Raw genomic sequence first — 23,851 nt, 5'->3', positions numbered from 1 at the left:
CTTTAAGCTTTAACAACAGTACAAAAATGGCACATAAACATCCTGGACGGATTAAATAATAAACAAAGGAGATTGTTATGGCGGATAAGAAAGCTACCCTTCATGTTGAAGGTCATGCGCCGATCGAACTGCCAATTATGGACGGTACGCTAGGTACACCTGTGATTGATGTTCGTAAACTGGGAGCCAATGGTTACTTTACTTTTGACCCAGGTTTTCTTGCCACTGCATCTTGTGAATCGTCAATCACGTACATCGACGGCGGCAAAGGTATTCTTTTGCACCGCGGTTACCCAATTGACCAATTAGCCAATAACGCAGATTACTTGGAAGTATGTTACATCCTGCTTTATGGCGAAGCCCCTACCCGTGAGCAATACGAGCAATTCAAAACAACGGTTACTCGCCATACAATGGTGCACGAGCAAATCGCAAGCTTCTTCCATGGCTTCCGTCGCGACGCTCACCCAATGGCAGTAATGTGTGGTGTGGTTGGTGCACTAGCGGCCTTCTACCACGATTCACTAGATATCAACAACGACGAACACCGTGAAATTGCGGCGTACCGTCTGCTATCGAAAATGCCAACATTGGCGGCGATGTGTTACAAGTACTCAATCGGTCAGCCATTTATCTACCCTCGTAACGACCTAAGCTACGCAGAAAACTTCTTACACATGATGTACGCAAACCCATGTGAAGAATACGAAGTAAACCCTGTTGTTGCTCGTGCGATGGATAAAATCTTTACGCTTCACGCAGATCACGAACAAAACGCATCAACATCGACCGTTCGTCTATCTGGTTCTTCTGGAGCGAACCCATTCGCATGTATTGCCGCAGGTATTGCTTCTCTATGGGGTCCTGCACACGGTGGTGCAAACGAAGCATGTCTGAAGATGCTTGAAGAGATCGGCAGTGTAGAGAACATTCCTGAGTACGTTGAACGTGCAAAAGACAAAGATGACCCGTTCCGTCTAATGGGCTTTGGTCACCGCGTTTACAAAAACTACGATCCACGCGCTACAGTTATGCGCGAAACATGTCACGAAGTTCTAAAAGAGCTAAACATTAAAGATCCACTACTAGACGTAGCAATGGAGCTTGAGCGTATTGCACTTTCTGACGAATACTTCGTGTCTAAGAAGCTTTACCCGAACGTAGACTTCTACTCAGGTATCATTCTAAAAGCGATCGGCATTCCTGTATCGATGTTTACGGTAATCTTCGCGATTTCTCGTACTATCGGTTGGATCGCTCACTGGAACGAAATGCACAGCGACCCACTAAACCGAATCGGTCGTCCTCGTCAGCTATACACAGGTGAAACTCAGCGTGAGTTCTCTCCACTGCACGAGCGTGAATAACCGTTAGAATCGATAATCGGATAAGAGTTGGGGTTGACGTGAAAGCGTCAACCCTTTCTTTATTTGAAGAGATGAGAACACGCAGCGTTCTATGAAATGCGTCGCATCGAGAGACTATTTCTCTACGCTCTTACACAAGAAATTCCTGACGTTGCTCCTACCTCACAATCGGAGATGACGTCGTGAAGGCTTCAGAGTTTTCGTCTTCTTTATGAGCGAGGCACAAGTGAGTTGGGGATCTGCTCTTTCTCTCTGTTTAGAAAGCAGAGCGTCCCCGTATCACGAAGGATGAAGTCCGTCCCGTCTATACTGGATTATCAATATCGATAAACGTGACATCTAACCCGTGCTCTTGCGCCAACCATTCACCCAACGCCTTAATACCGTAACGTTCTGTAGCATGGTGACCCGCAGAGAAATAATGAATGTCTAACTCACGAGCGGTGTAAGTTGTTCGTTCTGAGATCTCACCCGAAATAAACGCATCTAATCCGTGCTGAGCGGCAAGCTCAATAAAATCTTGACCACCGCCAGTACACCAACCGACGGTCTCAATCATTTTGTCTGCATTTTCAGGTGCGATATGCAAAGGTTCACGGTTTAGGACTTGATTAATTTTGTTCGCAAACTCAGCACCTGTCATCGCTTGTTTTAAACGACCAAACATCGCCACGGACTGAGGGTGACCTTCTAACCCACCTTCAACCGAGATATTCAACAAACGAGCAAGCTCAGCGTTATTGCCGAGTTCTGGGTGAATATCTAACGGTAAGTGGTAGCCGTAAAGGTTGATGTCGTTTTTAATCAAACTACGAATGCGCTTACCTTTCATACCACGAATAGGCTCTGGTTCACCTTTCCAAAAGTACCCATGATGCACAAGCAGAGCATCAGCTTCCAACTCGATGGCTTTATTGATCAAGGCTTGTGAAGCAGTGACACCAGTTACGATACGTTTGATTTCTGATTTACCTTCTACTTGCATTCCATTTGGCGCGTAGTCTTTGATAAGTTGCGGCGACAATTTCTCGTTGAGGATCTTTTCCAACTGTAAATTATTCATTATTACTTCCAATACTTGTGGCTTGAGCAAAGTGTATATCGAACCGCAACCCAGATGCCAGTTGTGACATCCCCAACTCAAACAAATTTAGATACAATAGAAAGGCTTTACCCGTGACAACAAGGATAATGGATGAATTCACTACAACGTTTCCAACAATGGATTGCTAACACCCCTCCACTTTTCAAACTTAAGTCCCCTTTTGTCACTGTCAAAGATATTCAGACGCAGGCTCTGCCAGACAATGAAGAATATGATGGAAACCCTCGCCTTGGTTTTCTGTATCAGTACCTTTGCACCAAGTTGCTAACCTGTTCGCCTCGTTATGAACTGGTTGCTGAAGAGGTTCAATTAAATGACGCCACTGGGCGAACCATTGGTGCTGTCGATCTGATCTTAAAAGATGTAGAAAGTAATCAACATGAACATTGGGAAGTCGCAATTAAATTCTACTTACTTCATCAAGGCGTTTGGTATGGACCGAATGCTCACGACCAACTGCACAAAAAGCTCGAACGCATGCTCAACCACCAGCTAAAAATGAGCCAAAGGGAAGAGTTTCGTCAGCAACTACCGCTAAACAGTGGACCGAGTGAACATTTACTAATGCAGGGACGTCTGTACGTAAACCCTTTTTCAAAAGAGCCTATCCCTACAACCTGTTTAGGTTATGAATTAGACCCTACACAAATATCTGGTTTCTGGTGTTATCAAAGCCAATGGGAACAAATTAAACAGCCACTTTACGCACTTCCTAAACCGCTCTGGGCAACTGGTAATGAGGAATTCTTGGATCCAATCGACAAACCATCTGATAGGTTTGTTCACGCGCAGACAAAGGACGGTCAGTTTTGGTTTGTTGTACCGGATACGTGGCCCAATTAAAAACGAAAGACATTTTATTTTGTCTTTTTAGGGGCAAGTTCTTTCAACGAGCTAATCTCGACATTTCCGGTTATAAGAAAGATTCTCGACCACAACCTTTCGCCGCTTTCGGGAATGACGCTGCCGAGGTCCAGTATATCCAGTTCATCACCTTCACAAGGGAGAAACGAACGAGTTGGGCTCCCTTTCTTTTTGCTCGCCTCTCCAAGCGAGGCTCCTTCGAATCTTGAAGCGAAGCATTACCTCTTCACAAACAAAAAAGGGTCGACACAAAGTCGACCCTTTCAAACAATAATCGCTTAAGTTACAAACCAGCGGCTGCAAATACTTGATTAACGATTTCTTGTGCTTCAGCTTCGATTTGTTTTAGGTGCTCTTCACCTTTGAAGCTTTCACAGTAAATTTTGTAGATGTCTTCAGTGCCTGATGGACGAGCTGCGAACCAACCATTAGCGGTCGTGACTTTAAGACCACCAATTGCAGCTCCGTTACCAGGAGCGTGCGTTAGACGAGCAGTGATTGCATCGCCTGCTAGTGTTTCAGCCGCTACCATTTCAGGTGAAAGCTTCTTCAGTACGTCTTTTTGCGGACCATTCGCTACAGCTTGAATACGGTTGTACTTAGACTCACCATGCTTCGCAGCTAGCTCCTCATAGTAATCTTGCGGGTTCTTACCCGTTACCGCAGTGATCTCTGCCGCTAGAAGACATAACAAGATGCCATCTTTGTCTGTTGACCAAGGCGTACCATCTTTACGAAGGAAAGACGCACCAGCACTTTCTTCACCGCCGAAGCCGAACTTACCAGTGTATAGACCATCAACAAACCATTTGAAACCGACTGGTACTTCGCACAGTTCACGACCTAAATCAGCCACAACACGGTCAATAAGAGCACTTGATACTAGCGTTTTACCAACAGCAACATCTTTGCCCCACGCATCGCGATGACGGTATAGGTAGTCAATACAAACCGCTAAGAAGTGGTTCGGGTTCATCAAACCTTTTGGCGTAACGATACCGTGACGGTCGTAGTCAGGGTCATTACCAAAAGCTAAATCATATTCATCTTTCAATGCCAATAGACCAGCCATTGCGTAAGGAGAAGAACAATCCATACGTACAACGCCATCTTTATCGAGAGACATGAATTGGAAAGAAGGATCAATCGCTTCACTTACTAGCGTTAGGTCTAGGTTGTACACCTGACCAATTTGACGCCAGTAATCAATACCGCTACCACCCAATGGATCAACACCAATTTTCAAGTTTGCTTTTTGGATTGCTTCCATATCGATAACATTAACTAGGTCATCGATGTACGGTTTCACCAAGTCCATCTCTACAAACAGATCCGATGCTTTTGCTTCTGCTAGAGGTAAGCGTTTAACACCTTGTAGACCTTCTGCAATTAGCGCATTTGCACGATCTTCGATCGCTTGAGTCAGTTCAGCTTCTGCAGGACCACCGTGAGTCGGATTGTATTTGATACCGCCGTCTTGTGGTGGGTTGTGAGATGGTGTGATCACGATGCCATCTGCCTTATCATCGTGCTTGATGTTGTAAGTCAGGATCGCATGAGAAATACCCGGCGTTGGTGTGTAGCCGTTGTCTTGCTGCACAATCACTTGTACACCGTTTGCAATCAATACTTCAACCACACTTGAAAAAGCAGGCTCAGAAAGCGCGTGAGTGTCTTTACCCACAAACAATGGACCCGTTGTGCCTTGTTGTGCACGAACTTCCGCTACCGCTTGAGCAATCGCTAAGATGTGGTTTTCGTTAAAAGTGTGTTTGTCTGCAGTACCGCGATGACCAGAAGTACCAAATTGAACTTTATGTTCTGCATTAGTTGCATCTGGCTGAAGTAAGAAGTAATTAGCAACGAGTGCTGGGATATTGTGAAGATCTTCCTGCTGCGCTTTTTGCCCAGCACGAGGGTGCATAGCCATGTTTGACATCCTTTCTTTAAATACAAATAAAATCAAAAAAGCCTCATAATATCCGCTACACGCTACACATTATGAGGCTTCTATCAGGTTTCTTAGATTGAACCTGTTACTTTCTCTATTAAGTCAGGCTGGAATTCCATGTGCGTCATCACCTGCTCCACCATTTGTCGTTTACGACTGGTGTTGTTGTTAGTGATTACCCAAAATGGCGTACCAGGAATTGCTTTAGGTTTGGTAGTGTTACCATTTGCTAGTAGAGTCTCTTCGTTATCAGCAAAGTAAACACGTTTGCGTCCCTTCACTTTTGTCGCTTGGGAGAAACTCTCTGGATTTAGTTTGTGTAAGGTTGATAGTACCAACATGAAGCGATCAATCGCTTTCTTAAGACCAGCAAACTCATCAGAGATAAGTAGAGAACGCATCTCTTTTACGGTATCTACTGATTCTGCTTTACCTGCATCTTTACTTACTACAATCCCTTGTGGCTTTTCTACTACAGGTGCAACGACTGCTTCCTGCAACTGACCATCAAGGTTCAAAAGGCGTCGTAAAATATCCGAGGCACTTTCACCGATATGCTTGGTTTGACCTGCAATGTAACGGTATAGATCCTCATCAACCTCAATTGTTTTCATTCGCTTTTCACATTCTCAATGTTTAAACTCTGGGGGATTATAACGAGATCCTCGCGGATACTCCACGTTAAACCCATCACGAATAAGATAAAATGTCAGCATTACTCAACTATAAGCAGGAAGGGCAAGGCCAAACGGTTGTTTTGATTCATGGATTATTTGGCAGTTTCAGTAATCTAGGTTTACTGGCTCGCGATCTCGTTCAAGATCACTCAGTGATCAGCATTGATCTCCGAAATCATGGTCTTTCTTTCCATTCAGATACACACAATTACGAAGTGATGGCACAAGATGTTGCTGATTTACTTCACCATTTAAACATCGAGCCAGCGTTAGTTATTGGTCACTCAATGGGTGGCAAAGTAGCGATGAAACTCGCAGATGTCGCACCTGAATTCGTCAAACAGCTGATTGTATTAGACATGGCTCCTGTGGCTTATCAAACCAACCGTCATGACAATGTATTTAATGGCTTGCGAGCAGTAATCGAGGAACAACCAGCCAATCGACAACAAACTATGGATATTCTCGCTCAACACATCGAGATGGATGGAGTCAGACAATTCTTGTCAAAGTCCCTATATAAAAACGGGAACAAAATGGATTGGCGTTTTAACGTCACGGGCTTACTGAACAACTACGACAACATCATCGGTTGGAACGACATCGCACCCACCGATATTCCAACTCTATTTGTTAAAGGCGGCGATTCCGACTACTTGATGCCAGAGCACCAGCCTGCAGTTAAGCGTCAGTTTAACAATGCAAAAGCGCACATTATTGCTAACACAGGACACTGGTTACATGCAGAAAAACCAGCAGAAGTTATGCGGGTGATCAGGAAATATATTTCCAGTTAACAAATTCGGAAAACAACGCCAGATTATTGAAATAACCCTTCTTGTTGTGCATTAACTTTACGGTTTAACAGTGGTATAGTGCGCCCAAGAATTTTTGGCATGAAGGACGACAATGCTATACGACTATATGGACATGCTCGAGTCGATCGGGCTCGATCTTCTTTTTGCTGCTATCTTCTTTTTCATCGGGATGGCAATAAAAGATGTACTAAAACAAGGTAACGTACCTGTTTTCGGTCGTCGTATTGTGTGGTTGGTTCTTTTCCTTGGCTGCGCTGGCTTCATTGCGAAAGGTCTGATTCAGCTCAGTTGGGAAGGCACAGGGCTCGGTTAAGCTCTCTATCCCATAGCCAGTAACAAACAATGTAAAGGTATAGACTCTATGGCAAGTGTAGGTATCTTCTTCGGTAGCGACACAGGTAATACTGAAGCCGTTGCAAAGATGATTCAAAAGCAACTAGGTAAACAACTAGTTCACGTTCAAGACATCGCAAAAAGCAGCAAAGAAGACATTGATAACTTTGATCTTCTGCTTCTAGGTATTCCGACTTGGTACTACGGCGAAGCACAATGTGACTGGGATGACTTCTTCCCTGAACTTGAGCAAATCGACTTCTCGACAAAGCTAGTTGCTATCTTCGGTTGTGGTGACCAAGAAGATTACGCAGAGTACTTCTGTGATGCAATGGGTACAGTACGTGATATCGTTGAAGCGAAAGGTGGTACTATTCTGGGTCACACTTCAACTGAAGGTTACGAGTTCGAAGCATCTAAAGCACTTGTAGAAGGTGATGATAGCCAGTTTGTAGGTCTATGTATCGATGAAGACCGTCAACCAGAACTTACTGATGAACGTGTTGAAAACTGGGTTAAGCAAATCTACGAAGAGATGTGCCTAGCTGAGCTTGAAGGCTAATTAAAAGCATTCATTAAAAAGACCTCCACTCTGGAGGTCTTTTTGTATGTGGTAATCAAGATACCTCAGTAGCAATTTCTTCTTCGCGGAATTGTGGTTTCTTGCGTACATACAATTTGCGCTGAACTTCAGAGACCACATTGCCTTCCTTATCTTTGACGTGGGTAATAAACTCAGGGAAACATTTTTCTCCATTGCGCGTCATCTGATAGATGTCGTCCAGCATTCCTTCCGTCACCTCAAATTCAGCAAACAAATCACTTTGTCCTGGCTTGATAAAGTTGATGCTCGCCTCTTTGTCCCATACATAATATTCTTCACGCAGAATGCCCATAAGCATCAGCGAGTAGATAGGATCAGTCAGGGAAAAAATGCTCCCTCCATATTGAGTGCGATTGGCGTTTTTATTCCACCATCTCAACTTCAAACGTACTTTAACCGTTCGAAAGTCTTCAGAAATATGTAAGATTTTAATACCCGCCCCCCAAAATGGCGGCCAAATATTGAGCGCAAATTTCACAATTCCCGGTTTATATATCTTAGCAAGTCGCTTATTCATAACTTTCCATGTCTTTGCGATTCTGATGTTATCAATTTGTAACTGGTCTGATCTGTAATATAATCGACCTGTTTCTAATTTACAAAAAGAATCTATTAACCCTTTGAAGTTCGTGGTTTAATGTTTCGAACGCTTCGCCTATAATGGTAGGAATATTGAATTCTGTTAAATCGCTGCAGATGATCCAACGGGAAAGTATATGTCAGACAATAATCAGGCGCTGAAGGATGCGGGCTTAAAAGTAACCCTTCCGAGGCTAAAAATTCTAGAAGTACTTCAGCAGCCAGACTGCCAGCACATCAGTGCTGAAGATTTGTACAAAAAGCTGATTGATCTCGGTGAAGAGATTGGTCTTGCAACCGTTTATCGTGTACTCAACCAATTCGATGATGCTGGTATTGTAACTCGTCACCACTTTGAGGGCGGCAAATCAGTTTTTGAATTATCAACGCAACACCACCACGACCACCTTGTTTGTCTGGATTGTGGTGAAGTTATTGAATTTTCTGACGATGTTATTGAGCAACGTCAAAAAGAAATCGCCGCTAAGTACAACGTGACGTTGACTAACCACAGCTTATACCTATACGGCAAATGCAGCGACGGTTCTTGCAAAGATAATCCAGACGCACACAAACCTGTAAAATAAGAAGTATTTCTTTTTATTGATAAACATAGTAAAACGTCAGCTAAGGCTGACGTTTTTTTATGGAGAAGAGCAATGAAGAGAAGGAACCCTCAAGGCTTTACCCTACTAGAACTTATCATTGCGATCGTCATTCTCGGCATCCTAGCTGTTGTTGCAGCTCCCCGTTTTTTAAACCTCCAAGACGATGCGTATCAAGCAAAAATGGAATCCATCGCTGACCAATTCGAAACAGGCGTGCGATTTACCCAAAGCCAATGGTTAGTCAATGGTGGAACACAGGAAGCTCAAACAGATATCGATGGATATGGTGGTGGCGAACTGGATGTAAATGAGTTTGGCTTTCCGCTTGGCACTAACAAGGGCAACAGAAATGGCGTGATTGGCAACCCGTATAACATAGGACAAGGGAATGCTGGTTGTATTGCCGTGTGGCAAGCTTTACTCGGCAACGAATACTCTCTATCAAATAATCGTAACGCGAACGATAGGTTTGATTTTATTACCCGACGAGTCCAAGACAAAGAATCCCACCAATCTGTTTGTTATTATACCTTTACTAAAAAAGGTTACGATCGCAATCCTGATAACTCTAGCTTCGTCATATGGTATGACTCAAAAACAGGCAGCGTCACGACATCAAAACCAACTAGATTGGAATAACAAACAAAAATGCCAGCAATGATGCTGGCATTTTTATTAGCGAAGGATTGAGATTATTGGTTCTCGATTTTCGCCCAAGTATCACGTAGACCAACCGTACGGTTGAATACTAGGTTCTCTGCTGAAGAGTCTTTTGAATCTGCACAGAAGTAACCCATACGCTCAAACTGGTAACCTGTTTCCGCTTCTGCGTTTACTAGGCTTGGCTCAACAAAGCCGTTTAGAACCACTAGTGATTCTGGGTTGATTGTCGCAGCAAAGTCATCCGCAGCCGCTGGGTTTGGTACTGTGAACAAACGATCGTACATGCGGATTTCTGCAGGCAATGCTTTGTCTGCTGATACCCAGTGAATTACGCCTTTCACTTTACGACCATCTGCAGGGTTCTTACCTAGCGTTTCAGCATCGTAAGTACAGAAGATTGTCGTGATGTTACCTTCTGCGTCTTTTTCGATGCGCTCAGCTTTGATCACGTATGCGCCACGTAGACGTACTTCTTTACCTAGAACCAGGCGCTTGTACTTCTTGTTCGCTTCTTCGCGGAAGTCTTCACGCTCGATCCAAACTTCACGAGTGAATGGCACTTCACGCTCACCCATCTCAGGTTTGTTTGGATGGTTAGCAACAGTCAGCGTCTCTACCGCGCCTGCTTCGAAGTTCTCGATAACGATCTTAACTGGATCTAGAACAGCCATCGCACGTGGTGCGTTTTCGTTTAGATCGTCACGAATACAAGATTCTAGTGAACCGAACTCAATCATGTTCTCTTGCTTCGTTACGCCAATGCGCTTACAGAATTCACGAATAGATGCTGATGTGAAGCCACGACGACGCAAACCAGACACTGTAGGCATACGTGGGTCGTCCCAACCATCAACCAATTTCTCAGTCACTAGTTGGTTTAGCTTACGCTTAGACATCACTGTGTATTCAAGATTTAGGCGGCTGAATTCGTACTGGTGTGGACGACAATCAATCGTGATGTTGTCTAGAACCCAGTCGTACAGACGACGGTTGTCCATGAACTCTAGAGTACAGATAGAGTGCGTAATGCCCTCTAGCGCATCAGAGATACAGTGCGTGAAGTCGTACATTGGGTAAATGCACCACTTATCACCAGTCTGGTGGTGAGTCGCGAAACGTACACGGTAAATAACTGGGTCACGCATTACCATGAATGAAGAACCCATGTCGATCTTCGCACGTAAACACGCTTTACCTTCTTCGAACTCACCTGCGCGCATTTTTTCAAATAGCGCTAGGTTTTCTTCGATTGGACGATCACGGTATGGGCTTGGTTTACCCGGAGCCGTTAGCGTACCGCGGTATTCACGAATCTGCTCAGGACTTAGCTCATCAACGTACGCTAAGCCTTTATTAATCAATTCAATTGCATATTCGTAAAGCTTGTCGAAGTAGTTTGATGAGTAACATACTTCACCATCCCACTCGAAGCCCAACCAGTTTACATCTTTCTTGATAGACTCAACGTATTCGATGTCTTCTTTTTCAGGGTTTGTATCGTCGAAACGTAAGTTACATTGACCCTGGTAGTCCTGAGCAATACCGAAGTTCAAACAGATAGACTTAGCATGACCGATATGCAGGTAGCCATTTGGCTCCGGCGGGAATCGAGTATGCACGCTAGTGTGTTTACCATCCGCTAGATCTTTATCAATGATCTGGCGAATAAAGTTTGATGGACGAGCATCAGCTTCACTCATCTATAGCACCTCAAAAATATTAGTATTGTCAGAGAAAACAGTACTCCGTAGCCTTACTCGGTTTACAGAGTGCATTGTTCCTAATGATCCACAATTCTTAGCGATTAGACAACAAGAACCGTCGTTAAAACGGGAATATTTCTGTTCTTCGCTTGAAAGCGCAGCATATTAAATCCGTATAAACAAAAAAAGACCTCCCGAAGGAGGTCTTTATAGAGAGTCATTAAGATGTAATTAAGGAAGTTTTACATCTGATAGGTCTTCACCTGCACCGATTGCTTTCATTTCACCAGCAACGATTTCTGCAAGAGGACCAAGGATAACTTGAAGGTTGTTTTCGCCTAGCTTAACAACACCTTTCGCGCCTAATTTCTTAAGTACTGCTTCGTCTGCAACAGAGCGATCCTTAAGTGTTAGACGTAGACGAGTGATACACGCGTCGATTGAAGTTAGGTTGTCGTGACCACCTAGCGCTTTTAGGTATTGACGAGCTAGGTCACCTTTTGCTGCATCACCAGCAGGAGCTGCAGATGTTTCATCTTCGTCATCTTCACGACCTGGCGATTTCAGGTTGAAAGCGCGGATTGCGAAGCTGAATGTGAAGAAGTATAGAGCACCGAAAGCCAAACCTAGAGCAAGTAGTACTAGAGGCTTAGTTGCTAGACCGTAGTTCAGTACGAAGTCGATTAGACCTGCAGAGAAACCAAAGCCGTGTAGCGTGCCAAGCATGTTTGCAAGTACTAGAGATAGACCTGTAAATACAGCGTGGATAGCGTATAGAGCAGGAGCTAGGAACACGAACATGAACTCTAGAGGTTCAGTGATACCTGTTAGGAATGAACAGAATGCTACTGAGAATAGTGCACCACCAACTTGGCTACGCTTCTCAACCGGAGCTGCTAGGTACATAGCAAGTGCTGCACCAGGTAGACCGAACATCATTACAGGGAAGAAACCGTTCATGAATACACCAGCGCTCTTATCGCCGCCGAAGAAGCGGTGTAGGTCACCAGATTTCAGAGTTTCAGTTACTTCTTTAACTGTTGCTGTGATTTCTGGAGTTACAGAGTTAGCGAATTCGAATGTGTGAGTTTGACCAGCAACAAGAGTCTTAGCTAGAGCTGGGTCAACACAAAGCTGTTGTAGAGCAGGAAGCGCTTGACCCGCCGCTGTTGCGCCAGATACTAGAACTTCTTGACACGTACCCATACCGAACCAGAAGTACGAGTTTAGTACGTGGTGTAGACCTACAGGGATTAGTGCACGGTTAAGCGTACCGTATACGAATTGACCGATAGCACCAGAAGTAGAAACTGCGTGCGCTAACGCGTCAAGACCGCCTTGGATTGTTGGCCATACAACACCAGCAATTGCACCAGCAACTAGCGAGAATAGACCCGCCATGATTGGTACTAGACGTTTGCCAGAGAAGAATGCCAACCACTCAGGTAGACGAGTAGCGTGGAAAGCGTTGTAAGAGTGACCAGCGATGATACCTGCAATGATACCGCCGAAGAATGACATGTTAACGCTTGCATCGATCGTTGCTGCTGTCGCAGTAAGAACGAAGTAAGCAACTGCACCAGCTAGACCTGCAGCACCTTGACCGTCTTTAGAAAGACCAATCGCGATACCTAGACCGAATAGTAGTGGAAGTTGACTAAAGATTGCATTACCAGCAGATGCCATAAACGCAATATCTAAAAGGTCAGGCTGACCCAAACGTAGTAAAAGCGCTGCAACTGGAAGCGTTGCGATAGGAAGCATAAGAGCTTTACCTAACTTCTGCGCGTATCCAAGAATATTCACCTTAAGTTCCCCCTATAGGATTTTATGTTTTGTTGAATGACTTATTTCAGTCGTTCAATTTAGTCGCTATCAGTTTATGATATTAATTTTGCTCCGCAAATTAAAACCTCATTGTTTGTGATCATAATCACCAGAAATTGGTCATTCAGAAGGTTTTTGCTAGCGAGATCATAAAACTTATTTTATTATACGAAAAAATGGCGTTTTAGAGATAAGATTCTCGTACTTTATGCAAGACAGAATCAGTGTTATTTTGGTATCTCTACAGATGATTCGCAGTAACTTCGCTCTGGAAAACAATCATAAAAACTAATTCATTTATTATTTTTCAGTTAGTTACTCTGATAATGACATCGATAAAACGCGACTTGCTGTATGTGACTCGTTATCTAATTCAGTGATACAAACTAAGTACCAGCCTGACTCATAGAGTCACCAGTTAGATAACGGGACAGAAAATGAATTCTCATCTATAAGGACTAGCTGACTATGTACGCGCTAAGTAACTGTAAAATCTATACCGGTAGTGATGTTCTTACCGATCATGCTGTCATCATCGACAATGACCAGATTCAATCAGTTGTACCAGTGACTCAACTACCAGAAGGTATTGAAGTAAAAGACCTGGACGGTGCTAATCTAAGCCCTGGTTTTATCGACCTACAGCTAAATGGCTGTGGTGGTGTGATGCTTAACGACGAAATCACACCAGAAACAATGCAGATCATGCATGAAGCTAACCTAAAGTCGGGTTGTACAAGCTTCCTACCTACCCTAATCACATCTTCAGACGAAGATATGCGTGCTGCTATCACTGCTGCTCGCGAGTACCACAACAAATACCAAAACCAATCGCTAGGTCTGCATCTTGAAGGTCCGTACCTTAACGTAGCGAAAAAAGGTATTCATAGCGTTGACTTCATCCGCCCTTCTGATGACGGTATGATCGATCTAATCTGTGCTAACGCAGACATCATCGCGAAAGTAACGCTTGCACCAGAACAAAATGATCCTGAGCACATTGCACGCTTGAAAGCAGCTGGCATTGTTGTTTCTATCGGTCACACGAATGCAACTTATGCAGAAGCTCGCCAAGGTTTCGATGCAGGCATCACATTCGCCACTCACCTATTCAACGCAATGACACCGATGGTTGGCCGTGAACCAGGTGTAGTTGGTGCGATTTATGACACCCCTGAAGTCTACGCTGGTATCATCGCTGATGGTTTCCACGTTGATTACGCAAACATCCGAATCGCTCATAAAATCAAAGGCGAAAAGCTTGTTTTGGTGACGGATGCCACAGCTCCAGCAGGTGCTAACATTGATCACTTTATTTTTGTCGGTAAGAAAGTATATTACCGAGATGGTAAGTGTGTTGATGAAAATGGCACACTAGGCGGCTCAGCTCTGACTATGATTGAAGCAGTTCAGAATTCAGTTGAGCACGCAGGCATCGCTTTAGAAGAAGCTCTACGAATGGCTACGCTTTACCCAGCAACCGCAATCGGTGTTGAGGAGCGTCTTGGCCGAGTTCGAAAAGGAATGGTAGCTAACCTGACCATTTTCGATCGTGACTTCAATGTAAAAGCGACGGTTGTTAACGGACAATACGAGCAAAATTAAGCATGAATGGCGGACAGATTGGTAATGTAGATTTAGTAAAACAGCTTAACAGTGCTGCGGTATACAGGCTGATTGACCAACAAGGTCCAATCTCCCGTATTCAAGTCGCGGATGTTAGTCAGCTCGCCCCAGCGAGTGTTACCAAAATAACCCGCCAACTATTAGAGCGCGGCTTGATCAAAGAAGTCGCGCAACAAGCTTCTACCGGTGGTCGTCGAGCCATCTCGTTGACCACTGAAGTAAAACCTTTTCACTCTATCGCTGTACGATTAGGTCGTGACTATGTGCAATTCTGTTTGTACGACCTAGGTGGAACGGCACTTGCAGAAGACCAGCACGAACTTCACTATACCAATCAAGCAGACCTTATCGCAGGTTTGATTGACTTGCTAAAGGACTTCGTGAGTCGCTGCCAAGATAAAATTGACCAACTGATTGCTATCGGTATCACACTGCCTGGTTTGGTGAACCCAACTACAGGCGTAGTGGAATACATGCCGAATACAGACATCGATAACCTTGCACTGGGTGAAATCATCCGTGAAAAGTTCAATACCGCTTGTTTTGTCGGTAACGATGTTCGTGGTATGGCATTGGCTGAACATTACTTTGGTGCAAGCCAAGATTGCCAAGACTCAATTCTTGTCAGTGTTCACCGTGGTACTGGTGCCGGCATCATTGTTAATGGTCAAGTATTCCTTGGCTTCAACCGTAACGTCGGTGAAATTGGTCACATCCAAATCGACCCACTTGGCGAGCAATGCCAATGTGGCAACTTTGGCTGTCTAGAAACGGTTGCAGCAAACCCAGCAATCGTACAACGCGTTAAAAAGCTTATTGCACAGGGCTATGAATCAAGCCTTACTCAACTAGAGCACATCACAATCGATGACGTTTGTACTCATGCGATGAACGGCGATGAACTTGCTAAGCAAAGCTTAGTGCGCGTAGGCAACCAACTTGGTAAAGCTATCGCAATTACGATTAACTTGTTTAACCCACAAAAAATCGTCATTGCCGGTGACATTACGGCGGCTGAAGAAATTGTTTTCCCAGCAATACAGCGCAATGTTGAAAACCAATCTTTGAAGACTTTCCATAACGAACTTCCGATTGTTGCTTCTCATATTGATAAGCAACCAACAATGGGCGCATTCGCAATGATAAAGCGCGCCATGTTGAACGGAGTTTTGTTACAAAAGTTACTAGAAGACTAAGTTTATACAACCAATTGAGTTACAATCTCGGGCTGTGGTTTCACAGCCCGTTTTTGTATATCAGGAATATAGCTCAATAGTATGGAAATTATTCTAATTACAACGGCGTTTCTCGCCGGCTTCATCGCTCTAAAATGTAACCTTCCGCCCTTGGTTGGTTTCCTACTCGCAGGCTTCGGTCTTCACGCGTTTGGCTACCAAAGTAATGACGTCATTGTCACGCTTGCTGATCTTGGTGTGACCTTGCTGCTTTTCACTATTGGTCTAAAGTTGGACGTAAAAACGCTACTTTCCAAAGAGATTTGGGGTGGCGCAACCGCGCACAATATTCTTTCTACCCTTTTCTTTGCGCTGGTTCTCGTTGGTCTAAAACTGCTCGGTTTGTCATCACTGGCCACTATGGAACACAGCCAGATTCTGTTGTTGGCTTTCGCTCTGTCTTTTTCTAGTACTGTCTTCGCGGTAAAAACCCTGCAAGAAAAAGGTGAGATGAATGCGACTTACGGCACCCTAGCAATTGGTATTCTGGTCATGCAGGATATTTTTGCTGTGGTCTTCCTTACCGCTTCAACAGGTAAAATTCCGGAGTGGTATGCGATAGGTTTGTTTGCTCTCCCTCTTATCCGCCCATTGTTCTACAAACTCCTAGATAAAGTAGGTCACGGCGAGATGCTGGTTCTATTTGGTATCTTCTTTGCGCTCGTCGTCGGGGCTGGTTTGTTTGAACTCGTCGGTATGAAGCCAGATTTAGGCGCGCTGATTTTAGGCATGTTACTAGCTGGGCATCGTAAAGCATCAGAGTTATCAAAATCGCTCTTTAATATGAAAGAGCTCTTCCTCGTGTGCTTCTTCCTCAATATTGGTTTGTCAGCATCATTGAGCTTCACTGGTGTGGGTCTTGCGCTGCTATTCATCTTGTTGCTACCAATCAAAGGTCTGCTGTATTTCCTTACTATCAACCACTTTAAGTTCCGTGTTCGGACTTCATTACTGACGTCTCTTTCTCTTTTCAACTACAGTGAATTTGGTTTGATTGTCGGTGGACTGGCTTACAAGATGGGCTGGATGCCTAGTGACATGCTAGCGGCTATCGCTGTGGCTGTTTCGATTTCATTTATCATCTCAGCACCGTTAAATCGTCTTGGTCACCAAATCTACCAACACTCGGGCAAATGGTTACAAGAAACGGCGGCAGAGAAATTGAACCAACGAGATCAATTAATCAATCCAGGGCATGCCCAAGTATTGATCCTAGGTATGGGTCGAATTGGCACCGGTGCTTACGACGAATTACGATCTCGCTATGGCAAAGTTTCTCTTGGTGTTGAAGTAAGAGAAGAAGCTGCGCATAAACACCGCTCTGAAGGTCGCAACGTTATTTCAGGCGATGCAACAGACCCTGACTTTTGGGAACGCATTTTAGATACAGCAAACGTAAAGTTGGTCCTATTGGCGATGCCACACCACCAAGGTAACCAAACCGCGCTTGAACAGCTTCAAAGCCGAAACTATAAAGGGCAAATAGCAGCAATTGCCGAATACCCAGATCAACTTGAAGGCTTACTAGAGACTGGGGTCGACGCCGCATTCAACATCTATAGCGAAGCTGGTAGTGGTTTCGCACGCCATGTTTGCGAGCAACTTCAACCTCAATTTACACCGATGAAATAAGCATCAAACGTAACTATCCTTATTGAGCCCTCTTCTAATAAGAGGGCTTTTTTGTGCGTTTTTTAAACCAAACCTTGATCGCATTCACCATATCAAGGTTATTTTTAAACAATATCTAATCATCAAGCCTTTTTATCATTTTTTTCATCATCAAACGTTGCTTTTTTTACTAAGAATGGCAAATTGAACCCATACCGATTAAAAATTGTTTAGTTTAAAAAGGATGTTGTATGTGTTCAGTATTTGGCATTTTAGACATTAAGAGCGATGCAGCAGCATTGCGCCCTATCGCACTTGAGATGTCGAAAAAGCTTCGTCACCGCGGTCCAGACTGGTCTGGTATTTACTCATCAGAACGCGCGATTCTTGCGCATGAACGTTTGGCGATCGTTGGTCTAAATAGTGGTGCTCAACCACTATACAGCCCTGATAAAAAACTCATCCTTGCTGTAAACGGTGAAATCTACAACCACAAAGAAATTCGTGCTCGCTACGAAGGTAAATACGAATTCCAAACTGACTCAGACTGTGAAGTTATCCTAGCGCTATACCAAGACATGGGTGCAGACCTTCTTGAAGAACTAAACGGTATTTTTGCGTTCGTACTTTACGATGAAGAAAAAGACGAGTACTTAGTAGGTCGTGACCACATTGGTATCATTCCTCTTTACCAAGGTTATGATGAACATGGTAACTACTACGTTGCATCAGAAATGAAAGCACTGGTTCCAGTATGTAAGACCGTGAGCGAGTTCCCTCCGGGTTGTCACTACGGCAGTGCAGATGCAGAACCTCAACGTTACTACATTCGTGACTGGAATGAGTACGCAGCAGTACAAGGCAACAGCACAAGCAAAGAAGAACTTACAGAAGCTTTAGAAGCTGCGGTAAAACGCCAACTAATGACTGACGTGCCATATGGCGTACTTCTTTCTGGTGGTCTGGATTCATCGATTACATCTGCTGTAGCAAAACGATTTGCAGCAATGCGTATTGAAGACGACGAAAAGTCTGAAGCTTGGTGGCCACAGCTGCACTCTTTCGCTGTAGGTCTAGAAGGAGCACCAGATCTGAAAGCCGCTCGCGAAGTTGCAGAACAAATTGGTACGGTTCACCATGAAATGACGTACACCATCCAAGAAGGCTTGGACGCGATTCGTGATGTGATTTACCACATTGAAACATATGACGTAACGACTATCCGCGCTTCAACACCTATGTTCCTAATGGGTCGTAAGATCAAAGCAATGGGAATCAAAATGGTACTTTCTGGTGAAGGCGCTGATGAAATCTTCGGTGGCTACTTATACTTCCATAAAGCGCCAAACGCGCAAGAGTTCCACGAAGAGACCGTACGTAAGCTTCTAGCTCTGAACATGTTTGACTGTGCACGTGCAAACAAATCGCTAGCGGCATGGGGTGTTGAAGGTCGTGTACCATTCCTAGATAAGGAGTTCATTGACGTAGCAATGCGTTTGAACCCTGCCGATAAGATGTGTGGCAACGGTAAGATGGAGAAGCACATTTTACGTGAATGTTTCGAACACTACCTACCAGAGTCGATTGCATGGCGTCAGAAGGAACAGTTCTCTGATGGTGTTGGTTACAGCTGGATCGATACGCTAAAAGAAGTCGCAGAGCAAAAAGTAACAGATCAGCAAATGGAGACGGCTCAATTCCGCTTCCCTTACAACACACCTACAACTAAAGAAGGTTATGTATACCGCGAGATCTTTGAAGAGTTGTTCCCTCTACCATCAGCTGCGGAATGTGTTCCTGGTGGCCCATCAGTCGCGTGTTCTTCAGCAAAAGCGATTGAATGGGATGAGTCATTCCAAAACTGTGTTGACCCATCAGGTCGTGCCGTTCAAACCGTACACAACGATGCATACTAATCGTATCACGTGTTAAATAGGGCTGAGTCACCAGCCCTTGAACACTGGTAAGTTAACACGATCAAAAAGAGGTGCATTACGCACCTCTTTTTGATCTTTCAATGAGTTGGTTTACATAAATTCCAAATCATTATTGTCAATGCTGACAGGCACTCGCTTAGAGAGCATTTGAACCAACATAATCGAACGCTTTTCACCATCTTGTTCGTGATAAATCGCATCAATCCCAGCAAACTGTCCGTTCATAACACGAACATGATCGCCTGGTTTCGGCATACATTCTGGGCTTGTCGGCTCCTCAGCACACTTTTCAATCTGTTTTAGTTCATAAACAAGATCGCCTTGAATCTCTTTTGGTTGTGCTCCGAAGCGTACGAAGTCAACGACACCTCGAGTGGAACGTACCGATGTAAAATTCGGTCCTTGTTCATAATCAAATCGAGAAAAAACATAGCAAGGGAATAATGGTTCTTCGACCTTTTGTCGCTTGCCACGTAAGATCTTTTCGACCTCCACAGTTGGGTAAAAACACTCTACTCCTTGGTTTTCAAGGTGTTGCTTCGCCCTAACTTGCTCTCCTCGTTTACAATACAATAAATACCAACGTTTCATTTTATTACTAGCCAATTATATTTTTATTTCATCCTAGCATTAAGCCTAGAACGAGTCATGGGTATTCAAGAAACCTATCAGTAAGCCTCTTAAACATAACATGCATAACTTACACTTTTTCGAAGCATTAAGAAAATAAGTCTATAGGCAAAAATGGAAAGTAAGTTTGTAACACGAACGATTCGCCGATTAAAACCCCACAAAATCAACGCGGAGCCATCATTTAATAAGGCAAATGAATCGTCACATAAAATTTTATTGTTTGTAAGTCATCAAAATGACATGTATACGTAGATTTCTTTAAAAAATGTAATAACTACTATTAGAAGAGCTTATGTCAAACCAACATCAATACTTTGGTCACCCACGTGGCTTGTTCTTATTGTTCGGTACTGAACTTTGGGAACGCTTTTCTTACTACGCAATGCGCGCCATTCTAGTACTGTATTTAACTGACACAACAATGAACGGTGGCCTTGGCTGGTCGACTAAAGATGCCCTAGACCTATACGGCATCTATACTGGACTTGTCTACATTACTCCTCTCATCGGTGGTTACCTTGCGGATAACTACTTAGGTCAACGCCGTTCTATCTTGATTGGTGGCGCGTTGATGGCAATCGGTCAATTTACACTAGCAATGCCTGCTGACGCTCTAGGTCTTGGTGCTCTACACACATTCTATTTAGGTCTTGCTCTACTTATCTGTGGTAACGGTCTATTTAAGCCAAACATCTCTACAATGGTTGGTGACTTATATCAAGAAGGTGACAACCGTCGTGATGGTGCTTTCACTATCTTCTACATGGGTATTAACCTTGGTGCATTAATCGCTGGTGTTGTTTCTGGCTCTGTAACAACTGAATTCGGTTGGAAAGCGGGTTTCGTGGCTGCTGGTATCGGTATGCTTATCAGTCTAGTCATGCAGATGACGTTTGCTCAAGCATGGCTTGGTGATATTGGTCGTGTTCCAGCTGCAAAACGTGATCTAGCGATTAAAAAATCTTCTCAAAAAGAACCGTTAACAAAAGAAGAAACGGATCGCATCAAAGTAATCCTAGTGATGAGCCTATTCACTATCGTATTCTGGGCAGGCTTTGAACAAGCTGGCGGTCTAATGAACATCTACACTCAGCAATACACAGATCGAATGATCGGTGGCTTTGAAGTGCCTGCTGCGTGGTTCCAATCACTAAACCCATTCTTCATCATCACGCTAGCACCTGTACTAGCCGTACTATGGGTGAAACTAGGTAAACGTGAGCCAAACTCACCAGTGAAATTTGCTTTAGCGATGTTCTTCCTAGCGCTTGGTTTCCTATGTATGGTTGGTGCGGTTATTGAGCAAGGCGGTGACACTACAGTTAAGACATCCATGTTGTGGCTTGTTGGTGCATTCTTCTTCCATACTCTGGGCGAATTGTGTCTATCTCCGATTGGTCTGTCTCTTGTTACTAAACTGGCTCCGCTGCGTCTTGCTTCACTAATGATGGGTGCATGGTTTGGCTGTAATGCAATTGCAAACTACGTTGCTGGTTATGTGGGCTCTCACGTTGGTGAGCTAGGTGCACTGGCTATCTTCAGCGGTATTGCAGTAACAGCGATGGTTTCTGGTGTCATTCTTCTGTTGTTCTCTAACACGCTTGTTCGTTGGATGCACGGTGCTGAAAACACACATAGCACAGCAGAACAAATTGAAGAGCAGCAAACTCAAGTTGCTTAATATATAAAGTGCAAATAAAAACAAAGGGTCGCAATTGCGACCCTTTTTGTATTCAAAGCTCTAAGTGAAAGAATGTAGGACACAGACGCTTTACAACTTTGAGCGAACCAAATCCACCATCATCTCGATGTGTAACTCGTTGTCATTTAAACACGGAATGTAGCTAAAGCTCTCACCACCAGCTTCTAAGTAAATTTCACGGCACTCTTCTGAGATCTCTTCCAGTGTCTCTAAGCAGTCAGCAGAAAAAGCTGGCGTTACGATATTCAGCTTTTTTTTACCTTGGCTAGGTAGGACTTCTAATGTCTTGTCCGTGTATGGTTGTAACCATTCTTCGCGACCAAATCGAGACTGGTAGGTCATACCAATTTGATCCTCATTCAAACCAAGGGCCTCACCAAGCAAGCGAGTTGTCTCAGCACAATGTTGAGGATAAATATCACCATTGTCCGCGTATCGCTTCGGAATACCATGGTAAGAACATAGCAAGTAATCACCCTTACCATTTGCTTCCCAATGCTCGCGTACCGACTGAGCTAAAGCTTCAATGTATTTAGGGTGATTGTGGTAATCGCGAATAAAACTAAACTCTGGCATCACAGGCATATTCTTAAATGCCTTTGTCATCCCGTCAGAAACTGCAGCTGTCGTTGTTCCTGAGTATTGAGGGTAAAGCGGCAAAACGATCACTTGTTCAACGCCTTGGGCTAATAGCGCCTCAAAACCGGTTTGCAAGCTAGGATTGCCATATGTCATTCCTAGCTCTACTGGCATGTCTAAAGCTGTGCTCAGCTTCTTTGCCTGGCGTTTTGAATACACCATGAGAGGTGATCCCTCTTCCATCCACACCGACTCATACAGCTTGGCAACTTTTGGAGAACGAACTGGAAGAATGATGCCATGCAAAATCGGGCACCAGAGCCACCGTGTCATATCAACAACACGGTGATCATGAAGGAACTGACTTAGAAAGCGTTTAACGGCTGGCGGAGTTGGCTCATCAGGCGTCCCAAGGTTGACCAATAACACGCCCTGCTTCTTATTGTTGTTTTTCATAACATCCTATTCATGGTAAACGGCTTGATTTGTACGGCATATCTAAGAGAAAAGTTCATCGTACTAACAGGCAGAATAAAAAAAGCGACCCAAAGGTCGCTTTTAAATATATCAAAATATTAAATTTTGCCGTTAGCAAATTATGCTAGCGCTTTCTCAATATCTGCGCTTACTTCTGCAACTTGCTTAGTGCCATCGAATTTAAGGTACTTAGTGTTGCCAGCTTCTGCTTCTTTGCCGTAGTAGTTGATCAGTGGTGCAGTTTGCTCGTGGTAAACGCCTAGACGTGCGCGTACTGTTTCTTCTTTGTCGTCATCACGAACAACAAGATCTTCACCAGTTACGTCATCTTTACCTTCCACTTTTGGCGGGTTGTAAACAACGTGGTAAGTACGACCAGAAGGAAGGTGAGCACGACGACCAGCCATACGCTCAACAATCACATCATCAGCTACGTCAAATTCAATCACGTAATCTACGTCAACGCCCATTTCTTTTAGGCCATCAGCTTGAGGGATAGTGCGAGGGAAACCATCTAGTAGGAAACCTTTTTCGCAATCGTCTTGAGCAATACGCTCTTTGATTAGACCAAGGATGATTTCATCAGAAACTAGCTGACCAGCGTCGATAACAGCTTTAGCTTGTTTACCAAGCTCTGTACCTGCTTTGATAGCAGCACGAAGCATATCACCAGTAGAGATTTGTGGAATACCGTATTTATCCATGATGAAGTTTGCTTGTGTGCCTTTACCTGCACCTGGAGCACCTAGAAGAATGATGCGCATGATTTATCCTCTTTAATATTTAAGATTTATACCGAAGCTCACAATAGCTGGACTTCTAGGAATCACCCTCGAAGCACTGGCAACGATAAGTTTCGGTATAACGTTTAGGCGAGCCAAAATACACGCCTTATTACTCACATTCAAGTGTTGAGATTCTAACATAGGTTCACTGTGTAATGAGCAGATTA

General features: G+C 44.0%; 21 protein-coding genes. 12 read left to right on the top strand and 9 right to left on the bottom strand.

From position 1 onward, the window contains the following. Window positions 1-77 precede the first annotated feature (77 nt). Window positions 78-1,367, top strand: coding sequence for a citrate synthase (locus OH459_RS10830; protein ID WP_005446419.1), 1,290 nt, complete (start codon window positions 78-80; stop codon window positions 1,365-1,367). A 304-nt stretch (window positions 1,368-1,671) separates the two neighbouring features. Here the strand turns inward: OH459_RS10830 and OH459_RS10825 are convergent, their stop codons facing one another. Beyond that, entirely contained in the window at window positions 1,672-2,430 is a 759-nt protein-coding gene (locus OH459_RS10825; protein WP_005446417.1) for a Nif3-like dinuclear metal center hexameric protein, read from the bottom strand. Between the two features lie 132 nt (window positions 2,431-2,562). On the opposite strand from OH459_RS10825, the gene OH459_RS10820 reads away from it, so the two are divergent. Then, the gene (locus OH459_RS10820) at window positions 2,563-3,315 is read left to right on the top strand and encodes a DUF1853 family protein (protein WP_269986738.1); all 753 of its coding nucleotides are present in this window, start codon (window positions 2,563-2,565) and stop codon (window positions 3,313-3,315) included. 304 nt (window positions 3,316-3,619) lie between these two features. Here the strand turns inward: OH459_RS10820 and pgm are convergent, their stop codons facing one another. Both pgm and seqA read right to left on the bottom strand, forming a co-directional pair. Then, the gene (gene pgm / locus OH459_RS10815; RefSeq protein WP_269986736.1) at window positions 3,620-5,266 is read right to left on the bottom strand and encodes a phosphoglucomutase (alpha-D-glucose-1,6-bisphosphate-dependent); all 1,647 of its coding nucleotides are present in this window, start codon (window positions 5,264-5,266) and stop codon (window positions 3,620-3,622) included. Window positions 5,267-5,358: 92 nt separating this feature from the next. Next, the gene (gene seqA / locus OH459_RS10810; RefSeq protein ID WP_005446408.1) at window positions 5,359-5,901 is read right to left on the bottom strand and encodes a replication initiation negative regulator SeqA; all 543 of its coding nucleotides are present in this window, start codon (window positions 5,899-5,901) and stop codon (window positions 5,359-5,361) included. Between the two features lie 92 nt (window positions 5,902-5,993). Here seqA and OH459_RS10805 point away from each other — a divergent pair, with 92 nt between their 5' ends. The 3 genes from OH459_RS10805 to fldA all read left to right on the top strand — a co-directional run bounded on the left by OH459_RS10805 (window position 5,994) and on the right by fldA (window position 7,677). Continuing rightward, a complete protein-coding gene (locus OH459_RS10805; protein ID WP_009698588.1) occupies window positions 5,994-6,761 on the top strand; it encodes an alpha/beta fold hydrolase in 768 nt (255 codons plus the stop codon). Between the two features lie 112 nt (window positions 6,762-6,873). Then, the gene (locus OH459_RS10800; protein WP_005446406.1) at window positions 6,874-7,095 is read left to right on the top strand and encodes a DUF2788 domain-containing protein; all 222 of its coding nucleotides are present in this window, start codon (window positions 6,874-6,876) and stop codon (window positions 7,093-7,095) included. 48 nt (window positions 7,096-7,143) lie between these two features. Beyond that, window positions 7,144-7,677 carry a flavodoxin FldA gene (gene fldA / locus OH459_RS10795; protein ID WP_005446405.1) on the top strand — a complete coding sequence of 178 codons (534 nt, stop codon included), beginning with the start codon at window positions 7,144-7,146 and terminating at the stop codon, window positions 7,675-7,677. Between the two features lie 55 nt (window positions 7,678-7,732). On the opposite strand, the gene OH459_RS10790 is transcribed toward fldA, so the two are convergent. Further along, the gene (locus OH459_RS10790; RefSeq protein ID WP_005446404.1) at window positions 7,733-8,236 is read right to left on the bottom strand and encodes a DUF4442 domain-containing protein; all 504 of its coding nucleotides are present in this window, start codon (window positions 8,234-8,236) and stop codon (window positions 7,733-7,735) included. A 199-nt stretch (window positions 8,237-8,435) separates the two neighbouring features. On the opposite strand from OH459_RS10790, the gene fcrX reads away from it, so the two are divergent. Together fcrX and OH459_RS10780 are read left to right on the top strand one after the other, a co-directional pair. Further along, complete coding sequence (gene fcrX, locus OH459_RS10785) at window positions 8,436-8,885, top strand: ferric iron uptake transcriptional regulator FcrX (RefSeq protein WP_005446402.1); 450 nt, start codon at window positions 8,436-8,438, stop codon at window positions 8,883-8,885. A gap of 72 nt (window positions 8,886-8,957) precedes the next feature. Continuing rightward, window positions 8,958-9,545: a pilus assembly FimT family protein gene (locus OH459_RS10780; protein ID WP_005446400.1), complete on the top strand. Its 588-nt coding sequence runs from the start codon at window positions 8,958-8,960 to the stop codon at window positions 9,543-9,545. A 53-nt stretch (window positions 9,546-9,598) separates the two neighbouring features. Here the strand turns inward: OH459_RS10780 and glnS are convergent, their stop codons facing one another. Then, window positions 9,599-11,269 (bottom strand): glutamine--tRNA ligase, encoded by a 1,671-nt coding sequence (gene glnS, locus OH459_RS10775; protein WP_005446398.1) that lies wholly within the window; start codon window positions 11,267-11,269, stop codon window positions 9,599-9,601. Window positions 11,270-11,503: 234 nt separating this feature from the next. Continuing rightward, entirely contained in the window at window positions 11,504-13,078 is a 1,575-nt protein-coding gene (gene nagE, locus OH459_RS10770; protein WP_005446396.1) for an N-acetylglucosamine-specific PTS transporter subunit IIBC, read from the bottom strand. A 489-nt stretch (window positions 13,079-13,567) separates the two neighbouring features. Between nagE and nagA the strand changes: the two genes are divergently transcribed. The 4 genes from nagA to asnB all read left to right on the top strand — a co-directional run bounded on the left by nagA (window position 13,568) and on the right by asnB (window position 19,487). After that, complete coding sequence (gene nagA, locus OH459_RS10765; protein ID WP_005446394.1) at window positions 13,568-14,704, top strand: N-acetylglucosamine-6-phosphate deacetylase; 1,137 nt, start codon at window positions 13,568-13,570, stop codon at window positions 14,702-14,704. A 2-nt stretch (window positions 14,705-14,706) separates the two neighbouring features. Further along, window positions 14,707-15,921 carry a DNA-binding transcriptional regulator NagC gene (gene nagC / locus OH459_RS10760; RefSeq protein WP_005446392.1) on the top strand — a complete coding sequence of 405 codons (1,215 nt, stop codon included), beginning with the start codon at window positions 14,707-14,709 and terminating at the stop codon, window positions 15,919-15,921. A gap of 81 nt (window positions 15,922-16,002) precedes the next feature. Continuing rightward, window positions 16,003-17,592 (top strand): cation:proton antiporter family protein, encoded by a 1,590-nt coding sequence (locus OH459_RS10755; RefSeq protein WP_005446391.1) that lies wholly within the window; start codon window positions 16,003-16,005, stop codon window positions 17,590-17,592. Between the two features lie 230 nt (window positions 17,593-17,822). Continuing rightward, window positions 17,823-19,487, top strand: coding sequence for an asparagine synthase B (asnB, locus tag OH459_RS10750; protein ID WP_009698590.1), 1,665 nt, complete (start codon window positions 17,823-17,825; stop codon window positions 19,485-19,487). A 111-nt stretch (window positions 19,488-19,598) separates the two neighbouring features. Here the strand turns inward: asnB and rfaH are convergent, their stop codons facing one another. Continuing rightward, on the bottom strand, window positions 19,599-20,099 hold the full coding sequence (gene rfaH, locus OH459_RS10745) for a transcription/translation regulatory transformer protein RfaH (RefSeq protein ID WP_005446384.1): 501 nt from the start codon (window positions 20,097-20,099) through the stop codon (window positions 19,599-19,601). A 334-nt stretch (window positions 20,100-20,433) separates the two neighbouring features. On the opposite strand from rfaH, the gene OH459_RS10740 reads away from it, so the two are divergent. Further along, window positions 20,434-21,822 carry a peptide MFS transporter gene (locus OH459_RS10740; RefSeq protein WP_005446383.1) on the top strand — a complete coding sequence of 463 codons (1,389 nt, stop codon included), beginning with the start codon at window positions 20,434-20,436 and terminating at the stop codon, window positions 21,820-21,822. A 90-nt stretch (window positions 21,823-21,912) separates the two neighbouring features. Here the strand turns inward: OH459_RS10740 and hemH are convergent, their stop codons facing one another. Beyond that, window positions 21,913-22,878, bottom strand: a complete 966-nt coding sequence (gene hemH, locus OH459_RS10735) for a ferrochelatase (RefSeq protein ID WP_017818948.1) — start codon at window positions 22,876-22,878, stop codon at window positions 21,913-21,915. Window positions 22,879-23,018: 140 nt separating this feature from the next. Then, the gene (gene adk / locus OH459_RS10730; protein ID WP_005425498.1) at window positions 23,019-23,663 is read right to left on the bottom strand and encodes an adenylate kinase; all 645 of its coding nucleotides are present in this window, start codon (window positions 23,661-23,663) and stop codon (window positions 23,019-23,021) included. Window positions 23,664-23,851: the final 188 nt, after the last annotated feature.

Origin of the sequence: Vibrio sp. MM46 (genome assembly GCF_027587135.1) — a bacterium.
GTDB lineage: Bacteria > Pseudomonadota > Gammaproteobacteria > Enterobacterales > Vibrionaceae > Vibrio > Vibrio harveyi.
This window is presented reverse-complemented; position numbering and strand designations above follow the sequence as displayed.